This window comes from Brevundimonas sp. NIBR11, assembly GCF_027912535.1.
Taxonomy (GTDB): Bacteria; Pseudomonadota; Alphaproteobacteria; order Caulobacterales; family Caulobacteraceae; genus Brevundimonas.
Window position 1 is genome coordinate 1,224,089 of sequence record NZ_CP115465.1, and the last position, 23,477, is coordinate 1,247,565.

Consider the following 23,477-nt stretch of genomic DNA (forward strand, 5'->3'; position numbering starts at 1 on the left):
GTGAGGATTTGCATATGAGACCGGATGTCGAGGCCATGAAGGCCGACATCGAGCAGAGCGTCGCTCTGCTCAGGAGGCGTCTTTGACTGGGATGTCGCCAATCGAAAGCTCGATGAGCTGAACGCCCGGGTCGAAGACCCGACCCTGTGGGACAAGCCCGACGAGGCTCAGGCCGTCAGTCGCGAACGCGCCCAGCTGGAAGCCAAGATCAACAGCGTCAAGGAGATGATCCGCGATCTGGAGGACGGCGTGATGCTGTCCGAAATGGCCGAGGAAGAGGGCGACGAGGCAACGCTGGACGAAGCGCGCGCCGCCCTGAAGGCCATCAAGGACCGCGCCGCTCGGGCCGAGCTGGAGGCGCTGCTGTCCGGCGAGGCCGACGGTAACGACGCCTATCTGGAAGTGAACTCCGGCGCCGGAGGGACCGAGTCCAACGACTGGGCCGGGATGCTGCTGCGGATGTATTCCCGCTGGGCCAAGGCGCACGGCTACGAGGTCGAGATCGAGGCCCTGGAAGAGGGCGAACAGGCCGGCGTCAAGTCGGCGACGGTCCTGATCACCGGGCCGAACGCCTACGGATGGCTGAAGTCGGAATCGGGCGTGCACCGTCTGGTGCGGATCAGCCCGTATGACGCCGCTGCCAAGCGCCACACCTCGTTCGCCTCGATCGGGGTTTCGCCGGTCGTGGACGACACGATCGAGATCGACATCAACCCGTCCGACGTGCGGACCGACACCTATCGGGCCTCCGGCTCGGGCGGCCAGCACATCAACAAGACCGACTCCGCCGTCCGCCTGACGCACATTCCGACCAATACGGTCGTGGCCTGTCAGGCCGGGCGGTCGCAGCACCAGAACCGCGAGATGGCGTGGAAGATGCTGCGCGGGCGCTTGTACGAGCTGGAATTGCAGAAGCGCGAGGCGGCGGCCCAGGCGCTGGCCGACGCCAAGACCGACATCGGCTGGGGCCACCAGATCCGGTCCTACGTCCTGCAGCCGTATCAGATGGTCAAGGACCTGAGGACCGAGGTCGAGACCTCGGATACGCAAGGGGTTCTGGACGGCGACCTGGACCCGTTCATGGGCGCCGCCCTGGCGGCCCGGGTCGGCGAGACCCGGGGCTCGACCGTCGACTAGACATGAAAAAGGGCGGCTTCCGGAGAAGCCGCCCTTCGCATTTCAGCCTGTCGGCCGGATCAGACCGACTTCAGATCGATGACCTGGGGCGCGGGCTCGGCCCGCGCGGGAGCGGCGGGGGCGTCAAAGTCCGAAGCGGCCGGGGCTGGCGCGGCGACGACCGGCCGGGGCGCCGGAGCCACCGGCGCCGGCGCTTCGCGGCGGCTTTGCAGGACGCGGCCCTGGAAATAGGCGCCGATGTCGATCGACAGTTGTTCGGCGGTGATGTCGCCGTCGACATAGGCGGTCGAGACCAGCTTGACCTGTTTGCCGGTGACGGCGCCGACGACGCGGCCGCGGACCTCGAGATAATCGGCGGTGACGTTGCCTTCGATGGCGCCAGTCTCGCCAACGATCAGGCGGCCGACACGAACGTCGCCCTTGATCGAGCCGTCGACCTGCAGGTCGCCGCCGCCCGAGATGCCGCCCTCGAACTGCAGGTCTGACGACAGCGTCGACAGGCCCCGCGAGGAGGCGATGGGCGAGGGGGCGGGCGCGGGCGCCGCGCGGTTCATGCCGCCCGACGACGGCAGATCCGGCAGGGGCGGGATCGGCGGCGCGTTCGACGGGCGGTCCGGCGTGGCGGGGGCGGGGGATTTGGTCTTATTGAACAAGGGTGTCTCCTGCTCTCATAAAGCGGGCGGGGTTCTGCGGGCGGCCGTCCATCCACACTTCATAGTGCAGGTGCACGCCGGTCGAGCGTCCTGTCGTGCCCATGGCCCCGATCCGCTGGCCCAGCGCGATGCGCTGGCCGGGCTGGACGGCCATGGCGTTCAGATGGGCGAAGCGGGTCTTGAAACCGCGCCCGTGGTCTATCTCAACGGTGTTGCCATACCCTGAACGAACGCCGGCGAAAGACACGATTCCGGGAGCGGTGGCGTAGATCGGGGTGTTTAGAGGGGCGGCGAAGTCCTGGCCCTGATGGACCGCCGGACGGCCGTTGAACGGATCAAAACGGACACCGAAGCCGGAGGTGGTGCGGGCTTGGGTCGGGCGGTCGAAGGGCAGGTGTTCGGCGGCGTCGGCCAGACCGCGCATCTCCGACAGGTTGTCGGCGGCGTGGCGGATACGGACGGCGAACGGCTCATCGACGTCGAGGATGGCGGCCAAGGCCTGCGGGTCCTTGGCCTCGACCAGCGGGCCGCCCAGGGCCGAACCGGCGGCGGCGTAGGCGGCGGGGTTCAGGCCGGCGAGACGGAAGGCGAGGCGGAGGCGTTCGGCGCGGGTCTGGGCGAAGTCGCCGGCGCGCTCGATCAGACGCTCCTGATCCATGCGAACCGCGACGATGCGCTGAACCGGACGGGCGTGATCCAGCGGGGCGGCGGGAGCGAGAGCGGCCTGGGCGCCGTCGACGCCGTGGAACATGCTCATGACGCCGGTCAGGGCCGCGTGACGGCGCTCGACCATCTGAGCCATTTCATCGAGCCCTCCGGTTGTGGCGGTCATTCGCACGACGGCGGTCTCAAGACGGGCCTGCAGGTCGGCGTTCAGGCGTTCGGAGGCGGCGCGCGCCTTGACCACTTCGGAGTCGGCCTGGCTGCGGGTGACCAAGTCGAAGATGAAGCCGCCCGAGGCGACTAGGGTCCAGGCGGCGGCCGCGACGGCGACCCCCGCGAGCATCATCTGCTTCTTGCTGGTCAGGACGTGACCGCGAATGTCGCCGTTGGTGCGTAGGAACAGATGGCGCTCGGGAAACCAGCGCTCGATCAAAGAGGGCTTCGCCGCCCCTGTTTCTCCAGCCATTCGAACACGCCCCCACGCTCGGGACGCTTTATCAAGGAGTAGCTTGGGAACGGCAATACCGTTCACGCAATGTTAACCACGTTGCAGACCAGAAGGGGAGAAAACGAATCTACAGGTCAGTAGATTCGCGTCGTTGGGGTAATCGCCTAGACTGTAGAGCGGCTCCCTATAACTAGAGTTCTCAGCAGGCGACGGGCTAGAGCTCTCTCGCGGCCGCCAGAACGGCGTCGGCGTGGTCCTTGACGCGGACCTGACGCCAGACCCTGCGCACCACCCCTTCGCCGTCGATCAGGAATGTCGCCCGCTCGATGCCCATATATTCACGGCCGTAGAGGGTCTTCAGGACCCAGACGCCATAGGCGTCGGTGACAGCCCCGGCCTCGTCGGAGCCCAGGATGACATGGAGGTCGTGCTTGGCCTTGAAACGGTCGAGCTTCTTCACCGGATCGCGCGAGATGCCGATGACCGTGACGCCGAGGGCGGCGAAGTCTGCGGCGCGGGTCGAGAAGTCGACAGCCTCATTGGTGCAGCTGGGCGTGTCGGCTTTCGGATAGAAGAAGATGGCGGTCGGGCCGTCGAGGGTGGCGCGACCGCCATTGTCGGCGGGGATGTCGAATACGGGGGCTTTAGAGTCTTCGGTGATTTCGGACATCAGACGGGTCTCACCAGCATCAGCTTCTTCTTGCCCGCCGCCAGCTTGATGACGCCGTCCGCATTGACGTCTGACACTTCGATCAGTCGGGCGCCGTCGGTGATGGCCTCGTCGTTGAGGCGCAAACCTCCACCCTGGGCCATGCGACGCGCCTCGCCGTTGGAGGCGGTCAGACCCGCCTTGGTGGCGACGGCCGCCAGCATGGCGCCGATAACCTCCGAGGCGGGCAGTTCGATGGTTGGCAGGTCGGCGGACAGCGTGCCTTGCTCGAAAGCGCTCTCGGCAGCCGCGCGGGCGGACGCCGCCGCCTCCGCTCCGTGCAGAAGCGTCGTCGCCGCATCGGCCAGGGCCTTCTTGGCGTCGTTGATCTTCGCGCCTTCCAGCGCCTCGAACCCGGCGATCTCGTCCAGCGACAGGTCGGTGAACAGGCGCATGAAGCGGCCGACGTCGGCGTCCTCGGCGTTCCGCCAGAACTGCCAGTAGTCGTAGGGGCTGAGCTGTTCCGAGTTCAGCCAGATCGCCCCTTGCGCCGTCTTGCCCATCTTGCCGCCCGAGGCCGTGGTCAGCAGCGGCGTGGTCAGGCCGAAGGCGGATTTCTGATCCACGCGACGCACCAGGTCGACGCCGGAGACGATGTTGCCCCACTGGTCCGACCCGCCCATCTGAAGCGTGACGTTCCTGGCGCGATTCAGCTCGAGAAAGTCCACCGACTGCATCAGCATGTAGTTGAACTCGAGGAAGGTCATCGGCTGTTCCCGTTCCAACCTCAGCTTGACCGAGTCGAAGGCCAGCATGCGGTTGACGGTGAACTGCGTGCCGAAGTCGCGCAGGAACTGGATGTAGCCGTAGCCCGACAGCCAGTCGTCGTTGTTGACCATGACCGCGTCGGTCGGCCCGTCCCCGAAGCTCAGGAATTTGGCGAACACCGTCTTGATGGTGTCGATGTTCGACCGGATCGTCTCGTCGGTCAGCTGCGGACGCGAGGCGTCCTTGCCGGTCGGGTCGCCGACCTTGGTCGTGCCGCCGCCCATCAGGACGATGGGCTTGCCGCCCGCCTGCTGCAGCCGGCGCAGCATCATGATCTGGATCAGGCTGCCGACGTGTAGCGAGGGCGCCGTGGCGTCAAAGCCGATATAGCCTGCGACCACGCCGGAATTCGCCGCCGCATCCAGCTCGGCCGGATGGGTGATCTGATGAATATAGCCGCGCGCCTGAAGCGTCTGCAGGAAGTCGGACTGGAAGCTTTGTTCGGTCATGGTCGGCTCCGTTAGCAGGGAGGCCGGCGCTTTGTCTCGCGCCGGCAAGATGCGGCGCAGGGGTTCGCAGCCGCTCGATCAGGTCGAGGGGCGGCAATAGAGGCCGGAGAGGGCGCGTGCGGCGAACATGGGCCGGTTGGTAGCGGTCGCGGTTGACCGGCGTCAAGCGGACGCTATCGGTTGGGGATGATCGTCAGCCTGGTTCCATACCCCGACCCGGACCACGTCTATCCCGAAGCGATCTCGGTCGAGTTCGAGCGTGAGGGCGCGCTGCTGTGGCTGCGGTTCATCGTCGACGACAATCCGGACTTCATCGCCTGGCCCGGGAAGGCGCCGGTCGGTCGGGCCGACGAGCTGTGGAAGCACACCTGTTTCGAGGCGTTCGTCGCCACAGATGACGGCTATCGCGAGTTCAACCTGTCGCCCTCGGGCCAGTGGGCCAGCTATCGCTTCGACAGCTATCGCGAGGGCATGCGGCCCGCCGCCGAGGTGTGCGTGGTCGAGGGACTGGACGGCGGTCGCGACTATGTCGCGCTGGAGGGGCGGATCGAACTGCCGGTCGAGGCGACCCGGTTGGCCCTGTCAGCCGTGATCGAGACCGTCGATGGAGCGAAGACCTGGTGGGCGCTGGCGCATCCGTCGGATAAGCCGGACTTCCATCATCCCGATTCCTTCGTTCTGGACCTGCCATGAAATTCGGCATCGACCGCGTTCTCTCCGAGCCCGAACTGCTGGCCGCGCTGAAGGGGCGGCGGGTGGCGCTGGTGGCGCATCCGGCGTCGGTGACGGCGGACCTGACCCATTCCATCGACGCCCTGATCGGGGCGGGGGTCAACATCACCGCCGCCTTCGGTCCCCAGCACGGGATGAAGGGCGACCTGCAGGACAATATGATGGAGAGCCCGGACTACACCGATCCGGTCCATGGCTTCCCCGTCTTCAGCCTGTACGGCGAGGTGCGCCGGCCGCGCGGTCAGTGGATGAACACCTTCGACATCGTCCTGATCGACCTGCAGGACCTGGGGTGCCGCATCTACACCTTCATCACGACCCTGCTCTACATGCTGGAAGCAGCGGGCAAGCATGGCAAGGAGGTCTGGGTGCTCGACCGGCCGAACCCTGCCGGGCGGCCGGCCGAGGGCACGACCCTGGTCCCGGGCTGGGAAAGCTTCGTCGGCGCCGGCCCCATGCCGATGCGGCATGGCCTGACCCTGGGGGAACTGGGCCACTGGTTTATCGATCACTTCAAGCTCAAGGTCGCTTACCGCGTCATCGAGATGCACGGTTACGACCCCGAGGCCGGGCCGGGTTACGGCTGGCCGCTGGGCGAACGCGCCTGGATCAACCCCAGCCCCAATGCGCCAAACCTGTCGATGGCGCGGGCCTACCCTGGCACGGTGATGGTCGAGGGCGCGACGATCTCGGAGGGGCGCGGCACGACCCGGCCGCTGGAGCTGTTTGGCGCCCCCGACATCGACACCCGCGCCGTGATCGCCGAGATGAAGGCCTTCGCGCCGGAATGGGTGAAGGGCTGTGTGCTGCGGGACATCTGGTTCGAGCCGACCTTCCATAAACATGTCGGCCAGCTATGTTCGGGCGTGCAGATCCACGTGGAGGGGCCGCACTACGACCACGCCGCCTTCCGGCCGTGGCGGGTCCTAGCCCTGGGCTTCAAGGCCATCCGGCGGCTGTATCCGGACTACGACCTGTGGCGGGACTTCCCATATGAGTATGCCTTCGGGAAGCTGCCGATCGACGTGATCAACGGCGGGCCGGCCTTGCGCGAATGGGTCGATGACGCGAACTCGACAGCCGCCGATCTGGACGCCGTCGCGGGGCCGGACGAAGCAGCCTGGATCGAGGCGCGCAAGCCGTATCTGATCTACTGATCTAAAACCGCCGCGCCACGCCCACGCCGAACTCCAGGTCCGGGCTGTCGTCGTTGAGGCCGAAGTTCAGGCCGAAGTCCACCTGGGCGTCGGGCATAGAGGGTGGGGTCCAGACGGCGGTCAGGTCGAAGGTGGATTGCGTTACGGCCTCGATCGGATCGTCATCACGGCTGACCCATAGCTCGGCGCCGAGCGCCCACTGGCCGAACCCCCGACCGACGCCTGCGACCATCGTGTAGGCGGCGTGGCGGCCTGCGCCGTCGCTATCGGCGACGATGTCGATCTCGGGCGAGAGAGACAGACCCCAGTCATCGTTGAGCGGCAGGGCCATAGGCAGCACGACGCCGCCCTCGATACCGTCGCCGCGTACGTCGCGCGAGCCGCTTGGGGCGGTGATGAAACCGGCCAACGCCACGGAGACGCCGGACCCATCCGGATTGGCCAGGGAGTGGCGGAAGCCGATCTGGATGTCGCTGGTCCCGTCGGCGGTCTCTGTGTCGCCGGTGGAGCGGTCCGTCACCTTTTCGTGGGTCCAGGAGGTGATGCCGAACTGAAATTCGGTCCTCGGCGTCAGGCCGTAACGGAGAAAGAGATCGCCGTAGGCCCAGCTCTCGGCCTTGACGCCTTGGTCCGACTGGCGCGCGCCATCGACCAAGCCAACTTCCGCCTGCCAGCGACCCACATCGAGTATGCAGGTCGGCGTGCCTTTTCCGGGACGGTCGGCGCAAAAAGGACGCAAGCTGGCGTCCTGGGCGACGGCGGGCGCCGCGAACAGGGCTGAGGCGATCAACAGGAAGGGCAGGGCGTGCATTCGAATCTCCATTGCGGTCGGAATACTCCCGCTTGGCGATGACTGCTGTCTCGCTCGCGCCACAATGGCCGCCGAACCTCTGGTGGCGGAGGGGCTCGATGGTCGAACTTATGATGGCGCTGGCGATCGCCACGCAGGATGTGTCGCCCGAGGTGCTGGCGCGGATCTCGCCGGTTCAGGCGGCGATTGACGCCGAGGTCGCGCGCCAAGCCGCCCTGCCGCCGGCCCGCAACGACGCCGAGCGTCTGGACCGGATGGGGGCGATGGATCAGGTCGGTCGGCGCGGCCTGATCCCCATCGACCTCAACGACCTGCCCGAGGGCGAGCGTCAAGCGGCCAACGACGCCCTTTGGGCGCCCGTCACGGCCATGGATCATCGTCTGACCGCCAAGCTCCTGAAGATGATCCCGCCCAAGGGCTGGTTCCTTCAGTCGGTCTATGGGCGGCAAGGCGCAGGGGCGGCCTTCCTTATCATACAGCATTCCGAACTGGAGCACTGGCGAAGGTTCGTGCCGGTGCTGGAGCCGCTCGTCGCGACCGGGGAGGTCGAGGGTCAGAGCTATGGCCTGATGTACGACAGGCTGGCGATCAACGAAGGCCGGCCACAGCGGTACGGAACGCAGATGACCTGCGTCGGCGGCCGGTGGGTCATCGACCGCGAAAACCTGGAAGACCCCGAGAATGTCGAAGCCCGCCGCGAGGCTATGGGCTTTCCGTGGACGCTGGCTGAATATGAGGCGCGGTTCGCCGACTATCCCGCCTGCACGCCGCGCTGATCAGGCCGGCTTTTCTTCCAGCCGCTTGTCCAGATAGGCGCCGACGCGGCGGTCCACGGCGTCGATGTGGTCCTGCCAGAAGTGGCTGGCGCCTTCTTCGAGCTCGTAGTCGATGACGATGCCCTTCTGGGTGCGCAGCTTGTTGACCACGCGCTCGACCTCGACCGGCGGGACGATGCTGTCGGCCGTGCCGTGCAGGAACAGGCCGGACGCCGGGCAGGGGGCCAGGAAGGAGAAGTCGTACATGTTCGACGGCGGCGACACCGAGATGAAGCCGTCCGTCTCGGGGCGACGCATCAGAAGCTGCATGCCGATGTAGGCCCCGAACTGATAGCCGGCGACCCAGGTCTGGGTGGCGGCGGGGTTGTTGGCCTGGAGCCAGTCCAGGGCCGTGGCCGCATCGGCCAGCTCGCCGATGCCCGAGTCGAACTCGCCCTGGGACTTGCCGACGCCGCGCGAGTTGTAGCGCAGGGTCGCGAAGCCGCGCTTCACGAACAGCTGGTACAGGGTCACCGCGACCGGGTTGTTCATGTGCCCGCCCGCCTTGGGGTGGGGATGCAGGATCAGGGCGATCGGCGCATTGGCGCGCTTGCCGGGGGAATAACGGCCTTCGATGCGGCCGGAGGCGCCGGGCAGGATGACTTCAGGCATTGGGGCTCCTTGGGGGCTCCGGAATCCGTTCACTTATGTCGTTTCGGGCCGCCGGAATACTTGACCACAGGGGTAGGACTTTCTAAGTCCCACCTGCGTTCGGCCGCCTCGCGAAGCGGCGGGTCATAGCACAAGACCCCTGAAAAGCGCGCGATTTTTGAGGATGGGCGATGCGACTGTCGACCAAGGGACGATACGCCGTGATGGCGATGGCCGATCTGGCCCGGCACGGCCGCTCGGACGCCGGCGAAGGCCGCGCCGTGTCTCTGGCCGAGATCGCCACGCGCCAGGAAATTTCATTGAGTTATCTCGAACAGCTGTTTGCTCGCCTGAGAAAGAGCGGTCTGGTGCGCAGCGTGCGCGGTCCGGGCGGCGGCTATCGTCTCGCCAAGACGGCCGGCGAAACTGTGGTGTCCGAAATCGTCCTGGCGGTCGATGAGCCGATCCGGGCGACGCGCTGCGCCGCCCACGGCACGCCGCGCGGCTGCATGCTGGGCGGCGAGCGCTGCATCACCCACAATCTGTGGGAAGATCTCGGCGACGAAATCCACCGCTATCTGTCCAGTGTCTCGCTGGAAGACGTGATCCTGAACCGCACGTCCAGGCGGCCGGCTGCGCGTAAAGTCGGGGTGGCGGCATGAGCGGCGTCTATCTCGACTACAACGCCTCGGCCCTGGTGCGGCCCGAGGTGCTTCAGGTCATGGCGGAGGCCCTGGCCGACAACGGCAATCCGTCGGCGGTCCATGCGGCCGGACGGCGCGCGCGGGCGCGGGTCGAAACGGCGCGGGCCAAGGTGGCCGCACTGGTCGGGGCCGATCCGACGGCGGTCGTCTTCACCTCGGGCGGCACTGAGGCGAACGCGCAAGGTTTGCAGAGCGCCATCGCTGCGGGCTGCGAGCGATTGATCGTCTGCGCCACCGAGCACCCTTGCGTGATCGAGGCGGCCATGGCGTCCGGCAAGTCGGTCAAGCCGCTGCCGGTGGATGCGAAGGGCGTCATCGACCTGGTCAAACTGGGTCAGCTGCTGAACCAGACCGGCGGCCGGGCCGTCGTCGCCATCCATCACGCCAACAACGAAAGCGGCGTGATCCAGCCGATCGCCGAGGCGGCGCGTCTTGTGCGGGCGGCCAAGGGCTGGCTGCACGTCGACGCCATCCAGTCGACGGGCAAGATCCCGGTCGATATGCGCGCGCTCGGCGCCGACAGCCTGACCCTGTCCGCGCACAAGCTGGGCGGACCGCAGGGCGTTGGGGCGCTGGTGCTCGGCGAGGGCGCGTCGGCGGTTCGCATCATTCACGGCGCCGGTCAGGAGCGCGGCCTCCGCGCCGGGACCGAGAATGTGCCGGGCATCGCGGGCTTCGGCGTCGCCGCCGACTGCGCCGTGCGTGATCTGCCGAAGGCCGAGGCGCACCGTCCGTGGCGCGATGCGGCAGAGGCGGCCGTGGAGGCGGCCGGGGCAACCATCCTGGGCAAGGGCGCGCCGCGTCTGCCCAACACCCTGTTCCTGTCCGTGCCCGGCTGGGACAGCCCGCAGCAGCTGATCGTGCTGGATCTGGACGGCGTCATGGTCTCGGCCGGCAGCGCCTGTTCCTCCGGCAAGACTAAGCCGAGCCGCGCCATCGTGGCCATGGGGCGGATGGATCTGGCCACCGGCGGCGTGCGCGTCTCGGGCGGCTGGGGCACGACGGAGGGGGACTGGATCAGGTTCGCCGAAGCTTGGGTGAAGGCCTGGGATCGGCAGAAGTCGCGCGCCGCCGAGCGCGCGAAGGAAGTTGCGTAACAAGCCATGGCCGCCGTTCAGGAAACCATCGACGCCGTCGCCGCCCTCGAGAAATACGAGCACGGTTTCACGTCCGACATCGAGACGGAATACGCCCCGCGCGGGCTGAACGCCGACATCGTGCGCTTCATCTCCGAGAAGAAGGGCGAGCCGGAGTGGATGCTGGAATGGCGTCTGGCCGCCTATGAGCGCTGGCTGGCGATGGAGGAGCCGACCTGGGCGGCGGTGAAGTACGAGCCGGTCGACTACCAGTCGCTGTTCTATTACGCCGCGCCGAAAAAAAAGGACGGGCCCAAGTCGCTGGACGAAGTCGATCCGGAAATCCTCGAGGTCTACAAGAAGCTGGGCATCCCCCTGAGCGAACAGGCGGTGCTGGCGGGCGTCGAAGGCGCGCCGCGCTACGCCGTGGACGCCGTGTTCGACAGCGTCAGCGTGGTCACCACCTTCAAGGCCGAGCTGGCCAAGGTCGGCGTGATTTTCATGCCCATTTCCGAGGCCTTGCGCGAGTATCCTGATTTGGTGCGGCAATATCTGGGATCGGTCGTGCCGGTCTCGGACAACTATTTCGCGGCGCTGAATTCGGCGGTCTTCTCCGACGGTTCGTTCGTCTACATTCCGCCGGGCGTGCGCTGCCCGATGGAGCTGTCGACCTATTTCCGCATCAACGCCAGCCAGACCGGTCAGTTCGAACGCACCCTGATCATCGCCGACAAGGGCAGCTACGTCTCGTATCTGGAGGGCTGCACCGCCCCGATGCGAGACGAGAACCAGCTGCATGCAGCGGTGGTCGAACTGGTCGCGCTGGACGACGCCGAGATCAAATATTCGACGGTCCAGAACTGGTACCCCGGCGATGCCGAGGGCAAGGGCGGCATCTACAACTTCGTCACCAAGCGCGCCGACTGTCGAGGCGACCGGTCCAAAGTCTCGTGGACCCAGGTCGAGACGGGCTCGGCCGTGACCTGGAAATACCCCTCCTGCATCCTCAAGGGCGAGGAGAGCTCGGGCGAGTTCTATTCGATCGCCATCACCAACGGGCATCAGCAGGCCGACACCGGCACCAAGATGATCCACCTGGGCAAGAACTCGAAGTCGCGCATCGTCGCCAAGGCGGTGTCGGCTGGAAAATCGGACTCGACCTATCGCGGCCTCGTCTCGGTCCATCCGAAGGCGACGGGGGTGCGCAACTTCACCCAGTGCGACAGCCTGCTGATCGGCAAGGACTGCGGATCCCACACCGTGCCCTATATCGAGGCCCGCAACGGCTCGGCCCAGCTTGAGCACGAGGCGACGACGACGCGTCTGTCGGACGATCAGCTGTTCTACGCCCAGCAGCGCGGGCTTTCGCAGGAAGAGGCGGTGGCCCTGCTGGTCAACGGCTTCGTCCGCGACGTGATGCAGAAGCTGCCGATGGAGTTCGCCGTCGAGGCCCAGAAGCTGGTGGCGATCAGTCTGGAAGGGAGCGTGGGGTGAGCTACCCTGTCGCCTACCTCGAGGCCGCGCACCAGCACAGCAGCGGTCACAAGGCGGAGCTTGAAGTCAGTCAGGTCTGCGGCTGCTTCTATTGCCTGCAAAACTACGCGCCGAAGGAGATCGAAAACTGGATCGAAGAGCCGGGCGGCACGGCCTTGTGTCCGCAGTGTTCCATCGACTCTGTCATCGGCGACGCCTCGGGCTACCCGGTAAACAAGCCGGACTTCCTCGATGCCATGCACGAATATTGGTTTCAGAGAACCGTGACGATTCCGGACGTCGAACCAAAAGCCAATACCAACAGCGCGACCTCCCTGCTTCGCCGCCTTTTTTCGAAGACCAACTGAATGCTCTCCATCTCCAACCTCCACGTCTCCGTCGGCGACAAGCCGATCCTCAAGGGGCTGACGCTCGACGTTCCCGCCGGCGAGGTGCACGCCATCATGGGGCCGAACGGGGCGGGTAAGTCCACGCTCGGCTACGCCCTGTCGGGTCGGCCCGGCTATGAGGCGACCGAAGGCGCCGTCGTCTGGAACGGCGAGGACCTGCTGGACCTCGACCCGGCCGAGCGGGCGGCCAAGGGCGTCTTCCTGTCGTTCCAGTATCCGATCGAGATTCCGGGCGTGCCGGCCCTGACCTTCGTGCGCACGGCCCTGAACGCCCAGCGTCGTCAACGCGGCGAGGACGAGGTCTCGGCGCCGGCCTTCCTGAAGCTGGTCCGGGAGGCGTCCAAGGCGCTGAAGATGGACTTCGACATGCTGAAACGGCCGCTGAACGTCGGCTTCTCGGGCGGCGAGAAGAAGCGGATGGAGATCCTGCAGATGGCCCTTCTGGAGCCGTCGCTGCTGATCCTCGACGAGACCGATTCCGGCCTCGACATCGACGCCCTGCGCATCGTGTCGGAGGGGGTGAATGCGCTGCGTTCGCCCGACCGCTCGATGCTGGTCATCACCCACTATCAGCGCCTGCTCGACTACATCAAACCGGACCGGGTCCATGTGCTGGCCGCCGGCCGCATCGTCGCCTCGGGCGGCCCGGAACTGGCGCTGCAGCTGGAGGCGGAAGGGTATGACAAATACCTGCCGCAGGCCGCGTGATGGTGCAGCCGAAGATCGACCTGACCGACGCCTCGACCTTCCCGTCGCGGCGGGTGGAGGCTTGGAAATACAGCGACCTGCGTCGATATCTGCGCGAGGCGCCTGAGCCGTCGCCGACCACGGCCGTCGGCCCGCCGGGACCCTTCTACGAGCTGGGCGGCGAGGCGATCGTCTTCGCCAACGGCCGCCCGGTGGGCGTGACCGACTTCATCGCCTCGGGCGAACAGACCCTTCGTCTGCGCTTCATCTCCCAGGCCGAGGGGACGGGCCACACGGCCGCTGCGCGCGTCGTGGCGCGGCCGGGCGCCAAGCTGCTGCTGCTGGAAACCCATGAGGGGACCGGCTCGGCCTATGTCGCTCACAACCGGCTCGACATCGACGTGGCCTCGGGCGCCGAGGTGACCCGCGTTGTCCTGGTCGAGGAGCCGGAAGACGCCATCTCCGTCACCGACATCGACGTGAAGGTGGCCAAGGGCGGGACCTATCGCCAGACGACGATCGCGACGGGCGCCAAGCTGCAACGCCAGACCACGACGCTCGCTCATGGCGGGGAGGGCGCTGACGTCCGCATCGACGGCCTCTACGCCCTGACGGGTTCGCGTCAGTCCGACCTGACCAGCGTGGTCCGCCACGAGGGCGAGAACGGCGTCACGTCGCAACTGACCAAGGGCGTCGCCGCCGACACCGCGCGCGGCGTGTTCCAGGGCAAGATCGTGGTCGAACGCGGCGCGGATGGGACGGATGCCCGCATGGGCCACCACGCCCTGATCCTGGGCGAACGCGCCGAGATCGACGCCAAGCCGGAGCTGGAGATCTACGCCGACGACGTGCAGTGCGCGCACGGCAACACGATCGGCAATCTGGACGAGAGCGCCCTGTTCTACATGCAGCAGCGCGGCATTCCGGCGGACGAGGCGCGGGCGCTGCTGACCCAGGCCTTCCTGTTCGAGGTGGTCGATCGGATCGAATACGAAGATGCACGGGAGGTGGTCCGGTCATGGCTGACGGAACGCCTGTAGTCTCCGCGACTCGCTTCGACCCCTACGCGGCGCGGGCCCAGTTCCCGATCCTGTCGCGGACGGTGAACGGCAAGCCTCTGGTCTATCTCGACAGCGCCGCCTCGGCCCAGAAGCCGCGTGTGGTGATCGACGCCCTCACCAGCGCGATGGAGGGAAGCTACTCCAATGTCCACCGCGGTCTGCACACCCTGGCCAACGAGACGACCGAAGCCTTCGAGGCCGCGCGCGAGACCGTCGCCCGCTTCCTGAACGCCGAGAGCGCCGAACAGATCGTCTGGACCAAGGGCGGGACCGAGGCGATCAATCTGGTCGCCGCCGGGCTGGGTCAGACGCTGACGGCCGGCGACGAGATCGTCGTCACCCAGATGGAGCACCACGCCAACATCGTGTCCTGGTCCATGCTTCGCGACCGGCTGGGCGTGGTGCTGAAATGGGCGCCCGTGCTGGACGACGGTTCGCTGGACATGGCGGGTCTGGCCGCCCTTATCGGGCCGAGGACAAGGTTGGTCGCTGTCACCCACATGTCGAACGTGCTGGGCACGATCAACGATGTTCGCGCCGTCGCCGATCTGGCCCATGCGGCTGGGGCGCTGGTGCTGGTCGACGGGTGCCAGGGCGCGGTTCACTGCAGCCCCGACGTTCAGGCGCTGGACTGCGACTTCTATGTCTTCACTGGCCACAAGCTGTATGGCCCGACCGGCATCGGCGGCATGTATGGAAAGCGGGCCGCGCTGGAGGCCCTGCCGCCCTATCAGGGCGGGGGCGAGATGATCGGGACAGTCACCGAGGACCGCGTCACCTACGCCGCCGTGCCGCACCGGTTCGAGGCGGGCACCCCGCCGATCCTCGAGGCCATCGGTCTGGGCGCCGCGCTGGACTGGCTCATGGGCTTCGACCGCGCGGCCGTCGCGGCGCATGAGAAGGCGCTTTACGACCGCGCGGTGGAGGGCCTGTCGGGTCTCAACTGGCTGCGGATCATCGGCGAGGCCGAGGGGAAGGGCGCGATCCTGACCTTCACCGTCGAGGGCGCCCACGCCCATGACGTAGCCCAGATTCTGGATCGTTACGGCGTCGCCGTGCGGGCCGGGACCCATTGCGCCGAGCCTCTGGCCACGAGATTTGGCGTGACGTCGAGCGCGCGGGCCAGCTTCGCCCTATATAACACCGTGGAGGATGCGGATGCCTTCACCGACGCGCTGATCAAAGCGCGGGAATTCTTCGTGTGAGTGAGATGACTGAGCGGCCGATCAGCGAGAACCAGACCTTCGCCGAAGCGTGGGACGAGCCGCAGAAGGCCGCCCTGCCGCAGGCCGAGATCGACCGGCTGACCGACGAGCTGATCGCGGCGCTGAAGACCGTCTACGACCCCGAAATCCCGGTCGACATCTATGAGCTGGGCCTGATCTACAAGGTCGATCTGTCCGACGACCGCGACGTGGTCATCGATATGACCCTGACCGCGCCCGGGTGCCCGGTGGCCGGCGAGATGCCGGGCTGGATCGAGGACGCGGTGATGAAGGTCGAGGGCGTCAAGTCCGCGCGCGCCAATCTGGTGTTCGACCCGCCGTGGGATTCTTCCAAGATGAGCGACGAGGCGAAGCTCGCCTTGAACATGTTCTGAGGGTGCGATGACTGAGCTTCAGACCACGACCCGTCCCCGCCGTCCCCGCCCCAAGGTGGTGACGCTGACCGACGCGGCCGCCGCGCGTGTGCGCGAGATCATGGCCAATGCCGAGAAGTCGTACGTCGGCCTGCGCGTCGGGGTGAAGAACGGCGGCTGCGCCGGGCAGGAATACACCTTCGCCTACGCGGAGGAGATCGCGCCGCTGGACGAGGTGGTCGAGGACAAGGGCGTCACCATCCTGATCGAGCCCAAGGCGATCCTGTTTCTGATCGGATCGGAGATCGATTTCGAGACGTCGAAGCTGTCGTCGAAGTTCGTCTTCCGCAATCCGAACGAGACCGACGCCTGCGGCTGCGGCGAGAGCGTCACCATCATTCCCGCCGCGGCGCTGGACGCCGACTGACATGATCCGCCTGGAAGGGGTGACCAAGCGCTATCGCAGCGCGGCGGGCGAGCGTGTGGCGCTGGACGCGGTCGATCTGCATGTCGCCAGGGGCCAGGTGTTCGGGGTGGTCGGTCGCTCAGGCGCTGGCAAGTCGACCCTGATCCGCACCATCAACCGGCTGGAGAGTCCCGACGCCGGGCGCGTCATCGTCGGCGGTCAAGACATCACCGTGATGAAGCCGGCCGAACTGCGCGCCGCCCGTCGTCGCATTGGCATGATCTTCCAGCATTTCAACCTGCTGAACGCCAAGACCATCGCTGAGAACGTGGCCTTCCCGCTGAAGCTGGAGGGCCGCCCCGCCGCTGAGATCGAACGACGCACGGCGGAACTGCTGGACCAACTGGGTCTGGCGGAACATGCGAGGAAGCATCCGGCCCAGTTGTCGGGCGGCCAGAAGCAGCGCGTCGGCATCGCCCGCGCCCTGGCCTGTGGCCCCGAGATCCTGCTGTGCGACGAGGCGACCAGCGCGCTCGACCCCGAGACGACCGACGAGATCCTGAACCTGCTGGACGGGCTGAACCGTGACCTCGGCCTGACCATCGTCCTGATCACCCACCAGATGGAGGTGGTCCGCCGCGTCTGCGACCGCGTCGCCGTGTTGAAGGATGGGCGGATCGTGGAGGAGGGGGCGACGGCCGATGTCTTCCTGCATCCGCAGTCGCCGGTGACCCGCGCCATGCTGGCGGAAGGGCAGGATGGCGAGGACTATGACGCCTCGGTCGTTCCAGCTGGCGGACGTCTGGCGAAACTGACCTTCCGGGGTGGTTCGACCTATGAGCCGGAGCTGAGCCGCGTGGCCCGCACGACCGGCGTCGACTACTCAATTCTGTCTGGTCGCATCAGCCGCATCCGGGGCGAGCCCTATGGCCAGATGGTCGTGGCCTTCACAGGTGGCGACGCCGACGCGGCCACGGCGCATCTAACCGCGCGCGGCGTCGTGGTGGAGTCGCTGTAATGGACTTCTTCGTCAACATCGACTGGCCCGAGATCGCGCGAGCGACGCGCGACACGCTGCTGATGCTGTTCGGCTCCATGGCCCTGACGGTCGTGTTCGGCGTGCCGCTGGGGGTGCTTCTGTATCTGTCGGGCAAGGGGCGGCTGGCGGCCAATCCGGTGATCAACGCCGTGCTGTCGCTGATCGTCAACATCCTGCGGTCGGTGCCCTTCATCATCCTGCTGATCGTCATGCTGCCGGTAACGGTGCTGCTGGTCGGGACGTCCCTGGGCGTGGCGGGGGCCATTCCGCCGCTGGTCGTCGGGGCCGCGCCCTTCTATGCGCGCCTAGTCGAGACGGCGCTGCGTGAGGTCGACAAGGGCGTCGTCGAGGCGACGCAGGCCATGGGCGGCTCGACCTTCCAGATCGTGACCCGCGCGCTTTTGCCCGAGGCCCTGCCGGGTATCATCGCCGGGGCCACGGTGACGGCCATCGCCCTGGTCAGCTACACGGCCATGGCCGGCGTGGTCGGCGCGGGCGGGCTGGGCGACCTTGCGATCCGCTTCGGCTATCAGCGGTTCCAGACTGACGTCATGGTGGTGACCGTAGTTCTGCTGCTGGTCCTCGTACAAATTCTGCAGATGATCGGCGACGCCGTGGTCGCTAGGGTCTCGCACCGCTGACTTGAGAGACCTCCCATGCTTCGCCGCAACCTCATCCTCGCCGCCGCCGCACTGGTTCTGACTGCCTGCGGGCAGGGAGCCGAGAAGGCCGCCGACGGTTCGGCGCCGCTGATCGTGGGCGCGACCGCCGTGCCCCACGCCGAGATCCTGGAGTTCATCAAGCCGACGCTGGCTGCTGAAGGGTTTCCGATCGAGATCAAGGTCTTCAACGACTATGTTCAGCCGAACACCCAGTTGGCCGAGCGCCGGATCGACGTGAACTATTTTCAGACCAAGCCCTATCTGGACGAGTTCAACGCCGCGCGCGGGTCGGACCTGATCACCGTGGCCGGCGTCCACGTCGAACCTCTGGGCGCCTATTCCCGCAAGCACCCGGCGCTCGCCGCCATCCCGAACGGCGCCGACGTCGCCTTGCCGAACGATGCGTCGAACACCGGCCGGTCGCTGCTGCTGCTGCAGTCGTCGGGCTTGATCACACTGCGCGACGGCCAGAACCCGCTGCAGACGGTCCGCGACATTTCCAGCAATTCGAAGAACCTGCGGTTCCGCGAGATCGAGGCCGCGACCCTGCCGCGCGTTCTGGATCAGGTCGATCTGGCGGTGATCAACACCAACTATGCACTTGATGCGGGCCTGAAGCCAAAAACCGATGCGCTCGCCCTCGAAGGCGGCGACAGCCCCTATGTGAACTATCTGGTCGCCCGCCCCGACAACCAGAACGACCCGCGCATCCAGGCCCTGGCGCGGGCGCTGCGCAGCCAGGCGGTCAAGGACTTCATCGCCCGGAAGTACGACGGCGCGGTCGTCCCGGCGGCCTGACGAGTGGCCTATGATCCCGACTTCGGCGAGTGGGTGCGCGAGCATTTCGCAGCGCTGGGTCCACTCGAGATCAAGCGGATGTTCGGCGGGGCCGGGGTCTATGCCCACGGCCTGATCTTCGCCCTGCTGGACGATGACACCGTCTGGCTGAAGACCGACGAGATCAACGCGCCGCTTCTGGAGGCGGCCGGTTCACGCCAGTTCACCTTTCCGACCAAGGATGGCGAGACGATGAGCATGGCCTACTGGTCGCTGCCGGAGGCCGCCCTCGACGATCCGGAGGAGGCCGTCACCTGGGCGCGTCAGTCGATCGACGCGGCCCTGCGAAAGGCGGCGGCGAAGAAGCCGCGCAAGCCCAAGGTCAAGCTGTAGCGGCCGCCTTCTTAGCCTTCGCAACCTCGTCCGGCGTCGGGACCAGAACGTTCGGCACGATGGGTCCGCCACGCGCCTCGGCGATCAGTTCGGCGGTGCGCTCTTCGACCACGCCTTCAAGCCGCGCGAGGAACTCCTCCTTGCCGAGGCCGGTCGGGATGGCGTCGAGAAACTCCAGCGTCGCCGTGCCCGATTTCTTGCGGAACTCCTCCTGCGGCCAGAACAGGCCGAGGTTGGAGGCCAGGGGCACGACCGGCATGTCGAAGTCGCGGTACATGTGCCAGACGCCGGAGCGATAGCGGAACTTCTCCCCGACCTTGGCCAGGTTGCCCTCCGGGTAGATCAGGATTGTGCGGCCCTCGGCATGGGCCGCGGCGCCGCTTTGCTTCAGCGAATCCCGTGCTTCGCGGCCGCCGCAGTTGTTGACGACGATGGCGCCGAGTTTCGTCAGCACCATGCCGAGCAGGGGGAATTTCTCCAGGTGGTCGCCGGTGACGAAGGCCAGGTCGTCGAACTGGTCGTAGGTGGCGAAGCCGTCGCCCCAGCTCTGATGCTTGGAGGCAATGATAAAGGCGCCGCTCGGCAGCCGCTCCTTGCCCCGCACTTCGATCCGGATGCCGGCCAGAACCCGCATCGCCTGGACCATGCGCTTGACATAGCGGCGGATGATCCAGCCTGTCGCGCCGCGCCCGGGCGCGAGAGCCGCGAATGCCGCCGCCGAGGCGTAGGCGATCGACAGGATCCAGTAGGCGATATTGAATGCAAGACTTCGCATGCAATCAGCCTAGCAGACTGTATCGAGCAGTTTCACCAGATTGGCGGTCGGCCTTGATCGCTTTGATCAGGCGGCTTCTTCCAGACGTTCGCCGTTGGTGACCTTGTTCCGACCCGTGCGCTTGGAGGCGTAGAGAGCCTCGTCGGCGCGGTCGAGCAGCGAGGACCCGCTCTCGCCCGGACGACGCTGGGCAACGCCAGCGGAGATGGTCACGGCGCCAAGCTCGTCGTTTGTCGAACGACGACGCAGCGCCCGGGTGCCGACTTCCTCGCGCATGGTGTTCAGTGCGGCCTCCACGACGGAGGCGCTCTCCGACGGGAAGATGATGGCGAACTCTTCACCGCCGTACCGGGCGGCGACGCGCGGGGCCTTGGACACGCGGCCGATGACGCTGGCGACGTAGCGCAGGACCTGATCACCGGTCTGGTGGCCCCAGGTGTCGTTGAACCGCTTGAAGTGGTCGATGTCGATGACGGCGAGACTCAGCATCTGGCGCTTCTTCTCGGCCTCGTCGCAGCAGCGCAGCAGCTCCTCGTCGAAGGCCTTGCGGTTCGCAAGGTTGGTTAGGGCGTCCGTCATGGCGTCGCGACGGACCTGCTCCAGGTGCTCGCGAAGGCGGGCGACCTCCTTGGTCGAGTTTTCGAGACGCTTCTCGAGGGTGGCGTTTTCGGCCTGAACCTGGGTCGTTGCCTTGGTCAGCTTGGAGACGACGCCGAGCAGGGCGGACGGCTCCGAGGTCGATTCCAGCTGGGTCGAGGCGCCGGCCAGAGTTTGGCCATAGGCGGCCTGGGACTTCTGGGCCTTAGCGATCGCTTCCGAGACGGTCGACAGCTCGCGGTTCAGCACGGCCCCGGCGTCACGGATTTCCTCGGACAGTCGGCCGCGCGGCAGGTATTCTGCGGCCAGCATCTCGGCCGTGCCTTCGGTGAAGGCGTCGCCGACTGACAACAGACGCGTCATTTCCTGACCGAGCGCCCCATCCGGGTCGCCCAGGAAATGCAGCCACAGCTCGAAATTGAGCGGGGTCGGCCACACGCCCGCACGCTCCATCTCCTCGACCGCCTTACGGGCGAGGCCGAAGGCTTCCGGCCCTCGGAGCGTGGTCTGGACCTGTGTGGACATTCTGTTTTCCCGACCGACGTTCTTTATCAAACGCTCTACGGGGATCAGCCTACCCCGACGATCCGTAACGGCGGGTTAAGCGGAGCCGTCAAATCGGCGAAACAGGACCTTAGTCAGCCCTTGCTCGGAACCGGGCGGCGCAGGAAGGCCGGGATATCCGAGCCGAAGCCGGCGCCCTCGCGGGCCGGTGGAGCGTCGCGGTCGGTGCGGCCGCCGGGACGCCGATCGGCCTGACGCAGGCGCGGTTCGGCGGTTGGGGCGGGGCGGGGGGCCTCTTCGACCGGGGCCGGAGCGACCTCGGCGTGCGGAGCCTCGACCCGGGCGGCCTCGACGGGTTTGGACGAGCGGCGGCTGCGAGTCCGGCGCGCGGGCGTGGCCTCGGCGTCGGTCGATTCCGGGGCGAAGGGGGCGACGTCAGCGGTCTCGCCGATCGGTTCTGGGGCCGGGCGTTCGCCGCGGCTACGGCTACGGCCACGGGCGGGACGACCTTCCGAACGCTCGTCCGAGGAGGACGGGGCAGGGCGACGACTGCCGCCCAGGTTGGACCAGTCGATGTCCAGCACCAGCTCTTCCGGCGCCATCTTGATCAGCTTCAGGACCTTATCCAGCCCCTTGTCGTCCGCCGGCGTCACCAGCATGAAGGCCTGCCCAAGCTTACCCGCGCGACCGGTGCGGCCGATACGGTGGACGTAGTCGTCGGCATGGTGCGAGACGTCGTAGTTGAAGACATGGCTGACGTCCGGAATGTCCAGACCGCGCGCGGCGACGTCGGAGGCCACGAGGATTTTCAGCGCGCCCGAGCGGAAATCGGCCAGGGTCTTCATGCGCAACGACTGGTCCAGGTCCCCGTGAATCGGCGCGGCATCGAAGCCGTGCTGTTTCAGCGACTTGGCGACGACATCGACCTCGGACTTGCGATTGCAGAAGACGATGCCGTTCTTGACGTCTTCCCGGCCGACCAGCGCGCGCAGGGCGGCGCGCTTGGCCTTGGGGTCCGAGGTCGGGATGCGGACCAGATACTGTGTGATGGTTTCGGCCGTCTGGGCCGGGCGCGAGGCCTCGATCCGGGTCGGGTCCTTCAGGAAGGCCTGGGTCAGACGCGTGATCTCCGGCGGCATGGTGGCCGAGAAGAACAGCGTCTGGCGCTTGGGCGGCGTCAGTTTGAAGATGCGCTCGATGTCGGGGATGAAGCCCATGTCGAGCATGCGGTCGGCCTCGTCGACGACCATCAGTTCCACGCCCGTCAGCAGCATCTTGCCGCGTTCGAACAGGTCGAGCAGGCGACCAGGCGTGGCGATCAGGACGTCGACGCCCTTGTTCAGGGCCGCGACCTGGTCACCCATGGAGACGCCGCCGATCAGTAGCACCCAGCTCAGCTTCGTGCCCTTGGCGTATTTCTCGAAGGACATGGCGACCTGATCGGCCAGTTCGCGGGTGGGGGCCAGGACCAGGGCGCGCGGCATGCGCGCCCTGGCGCGGCCCTTGGACAGGCGTTCGATCAGGGGAAGGGTGAAGGCGGCCGTCTTGCCCGTGCCGGTCTGGGCGATGCCCAAGACGTCGCGGCCGGCGAGAGCCACCGGAATGGCCTGGGCCTGGATTGGAGTGGCGGTCGTATAGCCGGTGTCGATGACGGCTTGCAGGGTCGTGGGCGAGAGGCCCAGTTGGGAGAATTCGGTCATGCGTCCTTAGGACAATGGCCCGGTCGCCACGGGCGCCGGGTTGGGACTGTTCGATCGATGCGAGACGGATCGATCGAGGAGGCCGCACCATCGGAGTGCGGTCGGGGAGATGCGCGGAACCACCCTGTCTCTGGGCGAGCGGGTGGCGCGTCTAGCCAGTCCTGTCCCGAACGTGCGCCGGATATAGAAGCCCCCTGGTGAGAGTCAAGTATTCGAACGCCACGGTGACGCTTGGATATTCGTGACAGAACCTTAATATTGGCTCGGGGATTGGGATGCCGCGTAGGGATAGGGCATGAGGAAATGGATCGGCGCGCTCGCGCTTGCGGCTGCCGTGGCCGCCCCGGTTTCGGCCTCGGCCGAGATGGAGGACGCCTTCGGGAACACCGTGCTGTCGCGCTATCCCGACGGCGGCTGGGTGAAGCACTGGTTCGACCGCGACGGCTCCTATACCGCCGAATTCTCCGACGGACGTCGGCTGGCGGCGCGCTGGCGGGTCGAGGGTGAGCGGATCTGCCTGAACGGCATTCGCCCGACCTTCATGATGATCTCACGCTTCTGCTCGCCGATGATCGACGCCAGCCTGGGCCAGACCTGGGTGTCGCGCGACCCGCTGGGTCGGCGAGTGACGAACGTCTTGCAGCGCGGACGATAATACCCGGGCAATATTGACGGACAAGTTACGTCCGGGTAAATCCCTC

27 protein-coding genes are annotated in these 23,477 nt (G+C 66.7%); 18 read left to right on the plus strand and 9 right to left on the minus strand.

What is annotated here, in order from left to right; translation table 11 throughout:
• The first annotated feature begins 14 nt into the window (after nucleotides 1-14).
• A protein-coding gene (prfB, locus tag O5O43_RS05930; RefSeq protein WP_271085986.1) for a peptide chain release factor 2 occupies nucleotides 15-1,137 on the plus strand; the annotation gives its coding sequence in 2 pieces (ribosomal slippage) (nucleotides 15-83 and nucleotides 85-1,137; 1,122 coding nt in all).
• Nucleotides 1,138-1,196: 59 nt separating this feature from the next.
• Here prfB and O5O43_RS05935 read toward each other — a convergent pair.
• From O5O43_RS05935 to tyrS, 4 genes are all read right to left on the minus strand, one after another.
• Entirely contained in the window at nucleotides 1,197-1,790 is a 594-nt protein-coding gene (locus tag O5O43_RS05935) for a polymer-forming cytoskeletal protein (protein WP_271085987.1), read from the minus strand.
• A complete protein-coding gene (locus tag O5O43_RS05940; RefSeq protein WP_271085988.1) occupies nucleotides 1,780-2,919 on the minus strand; it encodes a M23 family metallopeptidase in 1,140 nt (379 codons plus the stop codon). Before O5O43_RS05940 ends, O5O43_RS05935 begins: the two co-directional genes overlap by 11 nt.
• Before the next feature lie 196 nt (nucleotides 2,920-3,115).
• Nucleotides 3,116-3,571, minus strand: a complete 456-nt coding sequence (locus tag O5O43_RS05945; RefSeq protein WP_271085989.1) for a peroxiredoxin — start codon at nucleotides 3,569-3,571, stop codon at nucleotides 3,116-3,118.
• Nucleotides 3,571-4,827 carry a tyrosine--tRNA ligase gene (tyrS, locus tag O5O43_RS05950; RefSeq protein ID WP_271085990.1) on the minus strand — a complete coding sequence of 419 codons (1,257 nt, stop codon included), beginning with the start codon at nucleotides 4,825-4,827 and terminating at the stop codon, nucleotides 3,571-3,573. Before tyrS ends, O5O43_RS05945 begins: the two co-directional genes overlap by 1 nt.
• 186 nt (nucleotides 4,828-5,013) lie before the next feature.
• On the opposite strand from tyrS, the gene O5O43_RS05955 reads away from it, so the two are divergent.
• Both O5O43_RS05955 and O5O43_RS05960 read left to right on the plus strand, forming a co-directional pair.
• Entirely contained in the window at nucleotides 5,014-5,520 is a 507-nt protein-coding gene (locus tag O5O43_RS05955; RefSeq protein WP_271085991.1) for a DOMON-like domain-containing protein, read from the plus strand.
• Nucleotides 5,517-6,716 (plus strand): DUF1343 domain-containing protein, encoded by a 1,200-nt coding sequence (locus tag O5O43_RS05960; RefSeq protein WP_271085992.1) that lies wholly within the window; start codon nucleotides 5,517-5,519, stop codon nucleotides 6,714-6,716. Before O5O43_RS05955 ends, O5O43_RS05960 begins: the two co-directional genes overlap by 4 nt.
• Nucleotide 6,717: 1 nt before the next feature.
• Here the strand turns inward: O5O43_RS05960 and O5O43_RS05965 are convergent, their stop codons facing one another.
• Nucleotides 6,718-7,527 (minus strand): transporter, encoded by an 810-nt coding sequence (locus O5O43_RS05965; RefSeq protein ID WP_271085993.1) that lies wholly within the window; start codon nucleotides 7,525-7,527, stop codon nucleotides 6,718-6,720.
• A gap of 98 nt (nucleotides 7,528-7,625) precedes the next feature.
• Here O5O43_RS05965 and O5O43_RS05970 point away from each other — a divergent pair, with 98 nt between their 5' ends.
• The gene (locus tag O5O43_RS05970) at nucleotides 7,626-8,303 is read left to right on the plus strand and encodes a DUF6624 domain-containing protein (protein ID WP_271085994.1); all 678 of its coding nucleotides are present in this window, start codon (nucleotides 7,626-7,628) and stop codon (nucleotides 8,301-8,303) included.
• Here the strand turns inward: O5O43_RS05970 and O5O43_RS05975 are convergent, their stop codons facing one another.
• Complete coding sequence (locus O5O43_RS05975) at nucleotides 8,304-8,954, minus strand: alpha/beta hydrolase (RefSeq protein WP_271085995.1); 651 nt, start codon at nucleotides 8,952-8,954, stop codon at nucleotides 8,304-8,306.
• Nucleotides 8,955-9,124: 170 nt separating this feature from the next.
• On the opposite strand from O5O43_RS05975, the gene O5O43_RS05980 reads away from it, so the two are divergent.
• From O5O43_RS05980 to O5O43_RS06040, 13 genes are read left to right on the plus strand one after another with little or no spacing between them, the layout of a single operon-like run.
• Nucleotides 9,125-9,595, plus strand: a complete 471-nt coding sequence (locus O5O43_RS05980; protein WP_271085996.1) for an Rrf2 family transcriptional regulator — start codon at nucleotides 9,125-9,127, stop codon at nucleotides 9,593-9,595.
• On the plus strand, nucleotides 9,592-10,734 hold the full coding sequence (locus O5O43_RS05985; RefSeq protein ID WP_271085997.1) for a cysteine desulfurase family protein: 1,143 nt from the start codon (nucleotides 9,592-9,594) through the stop codon (nucleotides 10,732-10,734). The genes O5O43_RS05980 and O5O43_RS05985 overlap by 4 nt, the downstream gene beginning before the upstream one ends.
• A 6-nt stretch (nucleotides 10,735-10,740) precedes the next feature.
• On the plus strand, nucleotides 10,741-12,207 hold the full coding sequence (gene sufB, locus O5O43_RS05990; RefSeq protein WP_271085998.1) for a Fe-S cluster assembly protein SufB: 1,467 nt from the start codon (nucleotides 10,741-10,743) through the stop codon (nucleotides 12,205-12,207).
• A complete protein-coding gene (locus O5O43_RS05995; RefSeq protein ID WP_271085999.1) occupies nucleotides 12,204-12,554 on the plus strand; it encodes a hypothetical protein in 351 nt (116 codons plus the stop codon). The genes sufB and O5O43_RS05995 overlap by 4 nt, the downstream gene beginning before the upstream one ends.
• Complete coding sequence (gene sufC / locus O5O43_RS06000) at nucleotides 12,555-13,304, plus strand: Fe-S cluster assembly ATPase SufC (RefSeq protein ID WP_271086000.1); 750 nt, start codon at nucleotides 12,555-12,557, stop codon at nucleotides 13,302-13,304.
• A complete protein-coding gene (gene sufD, locus O5O43_RS06005; RefSeq protein WP_271086001.1) occupies nucleotides 13,304-14,323 on the plus strand; it encodes a Fe-S cluster assembly protein SufD in 1,020 nt (339 codons plus the stop codon). The genes sufC and sufD overlap by 1 nt, the downstream gene beginning before the upstream one ends.
• Nucleotides 14,302-15,549 (plus strand): cysteine desulfurase, encoded by a 1,248-nt coding sequence (locus O5O43_RS06010; RefSeq protein ID WP_271086002.1) that lies wholly within the window; start codon nucleotides 14,302-14,304, stop codon nucleotides 15,547-15,549. Before sufD ends, O5O43_RS06010 begins: the two co-directional genes overlap by 22 nt.
• A gap of 5 nt (nucleotides 15,550-15,554) precedes the next feature.
• Nucleotides 15,555-15,944, plus strand: a complete 390-nt coding sequence (locus tag O5O43_RS06015) for an SUF system Fe-S cluster assembly protein (protein ID WP_271086395.1) — start codon at nucleotides 15,555-15,557, stop codon at nucleotides 15,942-15,944.
• 7 nt (nucleotides 15,945-15,951) lie between these two features.
• Nucleotides 15,952-16,350 carry an iron-sulfur cluster assembly accessory protein gene (locus O5O43_RS06020; RefSeq protein WP_271086003.1) on the plus strand — a complete coding sequence of 133 codons (399 nt, stop codon included), beginning with the start codon at nucleotides 15,952-15,954 and terminating at the stop codon, nucleotides 16,348-16,350.
• Between the two features lies 1 nt (nucleotide 16,351).
• Entirely contained in the window at nucleotides 16,352-17,347 is a 996-nt protein-coding gene (locus O5O43_RS06025; RefSeq protein WP_271086004.1) for a methionine ABC transporter ATP-binding protein, read from the plus strand.
• On the plus strand, nucleotides 17,347-18,009 hold the full coding sequence (locus O5O43_RS06030) for a methionine ABC transporter permease (RefSeq protein ID WP_271086005.1): 663 nt from the start codon (nucleotides 17,347-17,349) through the stop codon (nucleotides 18,007-18,009). Before O5O43_RS06025 ends, O5O43_RS06030 begins: the two co-directional genes overlap by 1 nt.
• Nucleotides 18,010-18,024: 15 nt before the next feature.
• Nucleotides 18,025-18,828, plus strand: coding sequence for a MetQ/NlpA family ABC transporter substrate-binding protein (locus O5O43_RS06035; RefSeq protein WP_271086006.1), 804 nt, complete (start codon nucleotides 18,025-18,027; stop codon nucleotides 18,826-18,828).
• Nucleotides 18,829-18,831: 3 nt separating this feature from the next.
• Nucleotides 18,832-19,200, plus strand: coding sequence for a TfoX/Sxy family protein (locus tag O5O43_RS06040; RefSeq protein ID WP_271086007.1), 369 nt, complete (start codon nucleotides 18,832-18,834; stop codon nucleotides 19,198-19,200).
• On the opposite strand, the gene O5O43_RS06045 is transcribed toward O5O43_RS06040, so the two are convergent.
• From O5O43_RS06045 to O5O43_RS06055, 3 genes are all read right to left on the minus strand, one after another.
• Complete coding sequence (locus tag O5O43_RS06045) at nucleotides 19,190-19,975, minus strand: lysophospholipid acyltransferase family protein (RefSeq protein WP_271086008.1); 786 nt, start codon at nucleotides 19,973-19,975, stop codon at nucleotides 19,190-19,192. The two genes, O5O43_RS06040 and O5O43_RS06045, sit on opposite strands and share 11 nt — an antisense overlap.
• A 66-nt stretch (nucleotides 19,976-20,041) precedes the next feature.
• Nucleotides 20,042-21,097: a GGDEF domain-containing protein gene (locus tag O5O43_RS06050; protein ID WP_271086009.1), complete on the minus strand. Its 1,056-nt coding sequence runs from the start codon at nucleotides 21,095-21,097 to the stop codon at nucleotides 20,042-20,044.
• Nucleotides 21,098-21,210: 113 nt separating this feature from the next.
• Nucleotides 21,211-22,776, minus strand: coding sequence for a DEAD/DEAH box helicase (locus O5O43_RS06055; RefSeq protein ID WP_271086010.1), 1,566 nt, complete (start codon nucleotides 22,774-22,776; stop codon nucleotides 21,211-21,213).
• Nucleotides 22,777-23,071: 295 nt separating this feature from the next.
• Between O5O43_RS06055 and O5O43_RS06060 the strand changes: the two genes are divergently transcribed.
• Nucleotides 23,072-23,431: a hypothetical protein gene (locus O5O43_RS06060; RefSeq protein WP_271086011.1), complete on the plus strand. Its 360-nt coding sequence runs from the start codon at nucleotides 23,072-23,074 to the stop codon at nucleotides 23,429-23,431.
• Nucleotides 23,432-23,477: the final 46 nt, after the last annotated feature.

Bases quoted from the DNA above. Each gene is read 5' to 3' on its own strand.
- O5O43_RS06050 (WP_271086009.1), bottom strand. From the start codon at position 21,097: ATGTCCACACAGGTCCAGACCACGCTCCGAGGGCCGGAAGCCTTCGGC.
- O5O43_RS06045 (WP_271086008.1), bottom strand. From the start codon at position 19,975: ATGCGAAGTCTTGCATTCAATATCGCCTACTGGATCCTGTCGATCGCC.
- sufC (WP_271086000.1), top strand. From the start codon at position 12,555: ATGCTCTCCATCTCCAACCTCCACGTCTCCGTCGGCGACAAGCCGATC.
- O5O43_RS05980 (WP_271085996.1), top strand. From the start codon at position 9,125: ATGCGACTGTCGACCAAGGGACGATACGCCGTGATGGCGATGGCCGAT.
- O5O43_RS06015 (WP_271086395.1), top strand. From the start codon at position 15,555: ATGACTGAGCGGCCGATCAGCGAGAACCAGACCTTCGCCGAAGCGTGG.
- O5O43_RS06020 (WP_271086003.1), top strand. From the start codon at position 15,952: ATGACTGAGCTTCAGACCACGACCCGTCCCCGCCGTCCCCGCCCCAAG.
- tyrS (WP_271085990.1), bottom strand. From the start codon at position 4,827: ATGACCGAACAAAGCTTCCAGTCCGACTTCCTGCAGACGCTTCAGGCG.
- O5O43_RS05975 (WP_271085995.1), bottom strand. From the start codon at position 8,954: ATGCCTGAAGTCATCCTGCCCGGCGCCTCCGGCCGCATCGAAGGCCGT.
- O5O43_RS06055 (WP_271086010.1), bottom strand. From the start codon at position 22,776: ATGACCGAATTCTCCCAACTGGGCCTCTCGCCCACGACCCTGCAAGCC.
- sufD (WP_271086001.1), top strand. From the start codon at position 13,304: ATGGTGCAGCCGAAGATCGACCTGACCGACGCCTCGACCTTCCCGTCG.
- O5O43_RS06035 (WP_271086006.1), top strand. From the start codon at position 18,025: ATGCTTCGCCGCAACCTCATCCTCGCCGCCGCCGCACTGGTTCTGACT.
- O5O43_RS05940 (WP_271085988.1), bottom strand. From the start codon at position 2,919: ATGGCTGGAGAAACAGGGGCGGCGAAGCCCTCTTTGATCGAGCGCTGG.
- O5O43_RS05960 (WP_271085992.1), top strand. From the start codon at position 5,517: ATGAAATTCGGCATCGACCGCGTTCTCTCCGAGCCCGAACTGCTGGCC.
- O5O43_RS05955 (WP_271085991.1), top strand. From the start codon at position 5,014: ATGATCGTCAGCCTGGTTCCATACCCCGACCCGGACCACGTCTATCCC.
- O5O43_RS06060 (WP_271086011.1), top strand. From the start codon at position 23,072: ATGAGGAAATGGATCGGCGCGCTCGCGCTTGCGGCTGCCGTGGCCGCC.
- sufB (WP_271085998.1), top strand. From the start codon at position 10,741: ATGGCCGCCGTTCAGGAAACCATCGACGCCGTCGCCGCCCTCGAGAAA.
- O5O43_RS06025 (WP_271086004.1), top strand. From the start codon at position 16,352: ATGATCCGCCTGGAAGGGGTGACCAAGCGCTATCGCAGCGCGGCGGGC.
- O5O43_RS05985 (WP_271085997.1), top strand. From the start codon at position 9,592: ATGAGCGGCGTCTATCTCGACTACAACGCCTCGGCCCTGGTGCGGCCC.
- O5O43_RS06030 (WP_271086005.1), top strand. From the start codon at position 17,347: ATGGACTTCTTCGTCAACATCGACTGGCCCGAGATCGCGCGAGCGACG.
- O5O43_RS05945 (WP_271085989.1), bottom strand. From the start codon at position 3,571: ATGTCCGAAATCACCGAAGACTCTAAAGCCCCCGTATTCGACATCCCC.
- O5O43_RS05970 (WP_271085994.1), top strand. From the start codon at position 7,626: ATGGTCGAACTTATGATGGCGCTGGCGATCGCCACGCAGGATGTGTCG.
- O5O43_RS05965 (WP_271085993.1), bottom strand. From the start codon at position 7,527: ATGCACGCCCTGCCCTTCCTGTTGATCGCCTCAGCCCTGTTCGCGGCG.
- O5O43_RS06010 (WP_271086002.1), top strand. From the start codon at position 14,302: ATGGCTGACGGAACGCCTGTAGTCTCCGCGACTCGCTTCGACCCCTAC.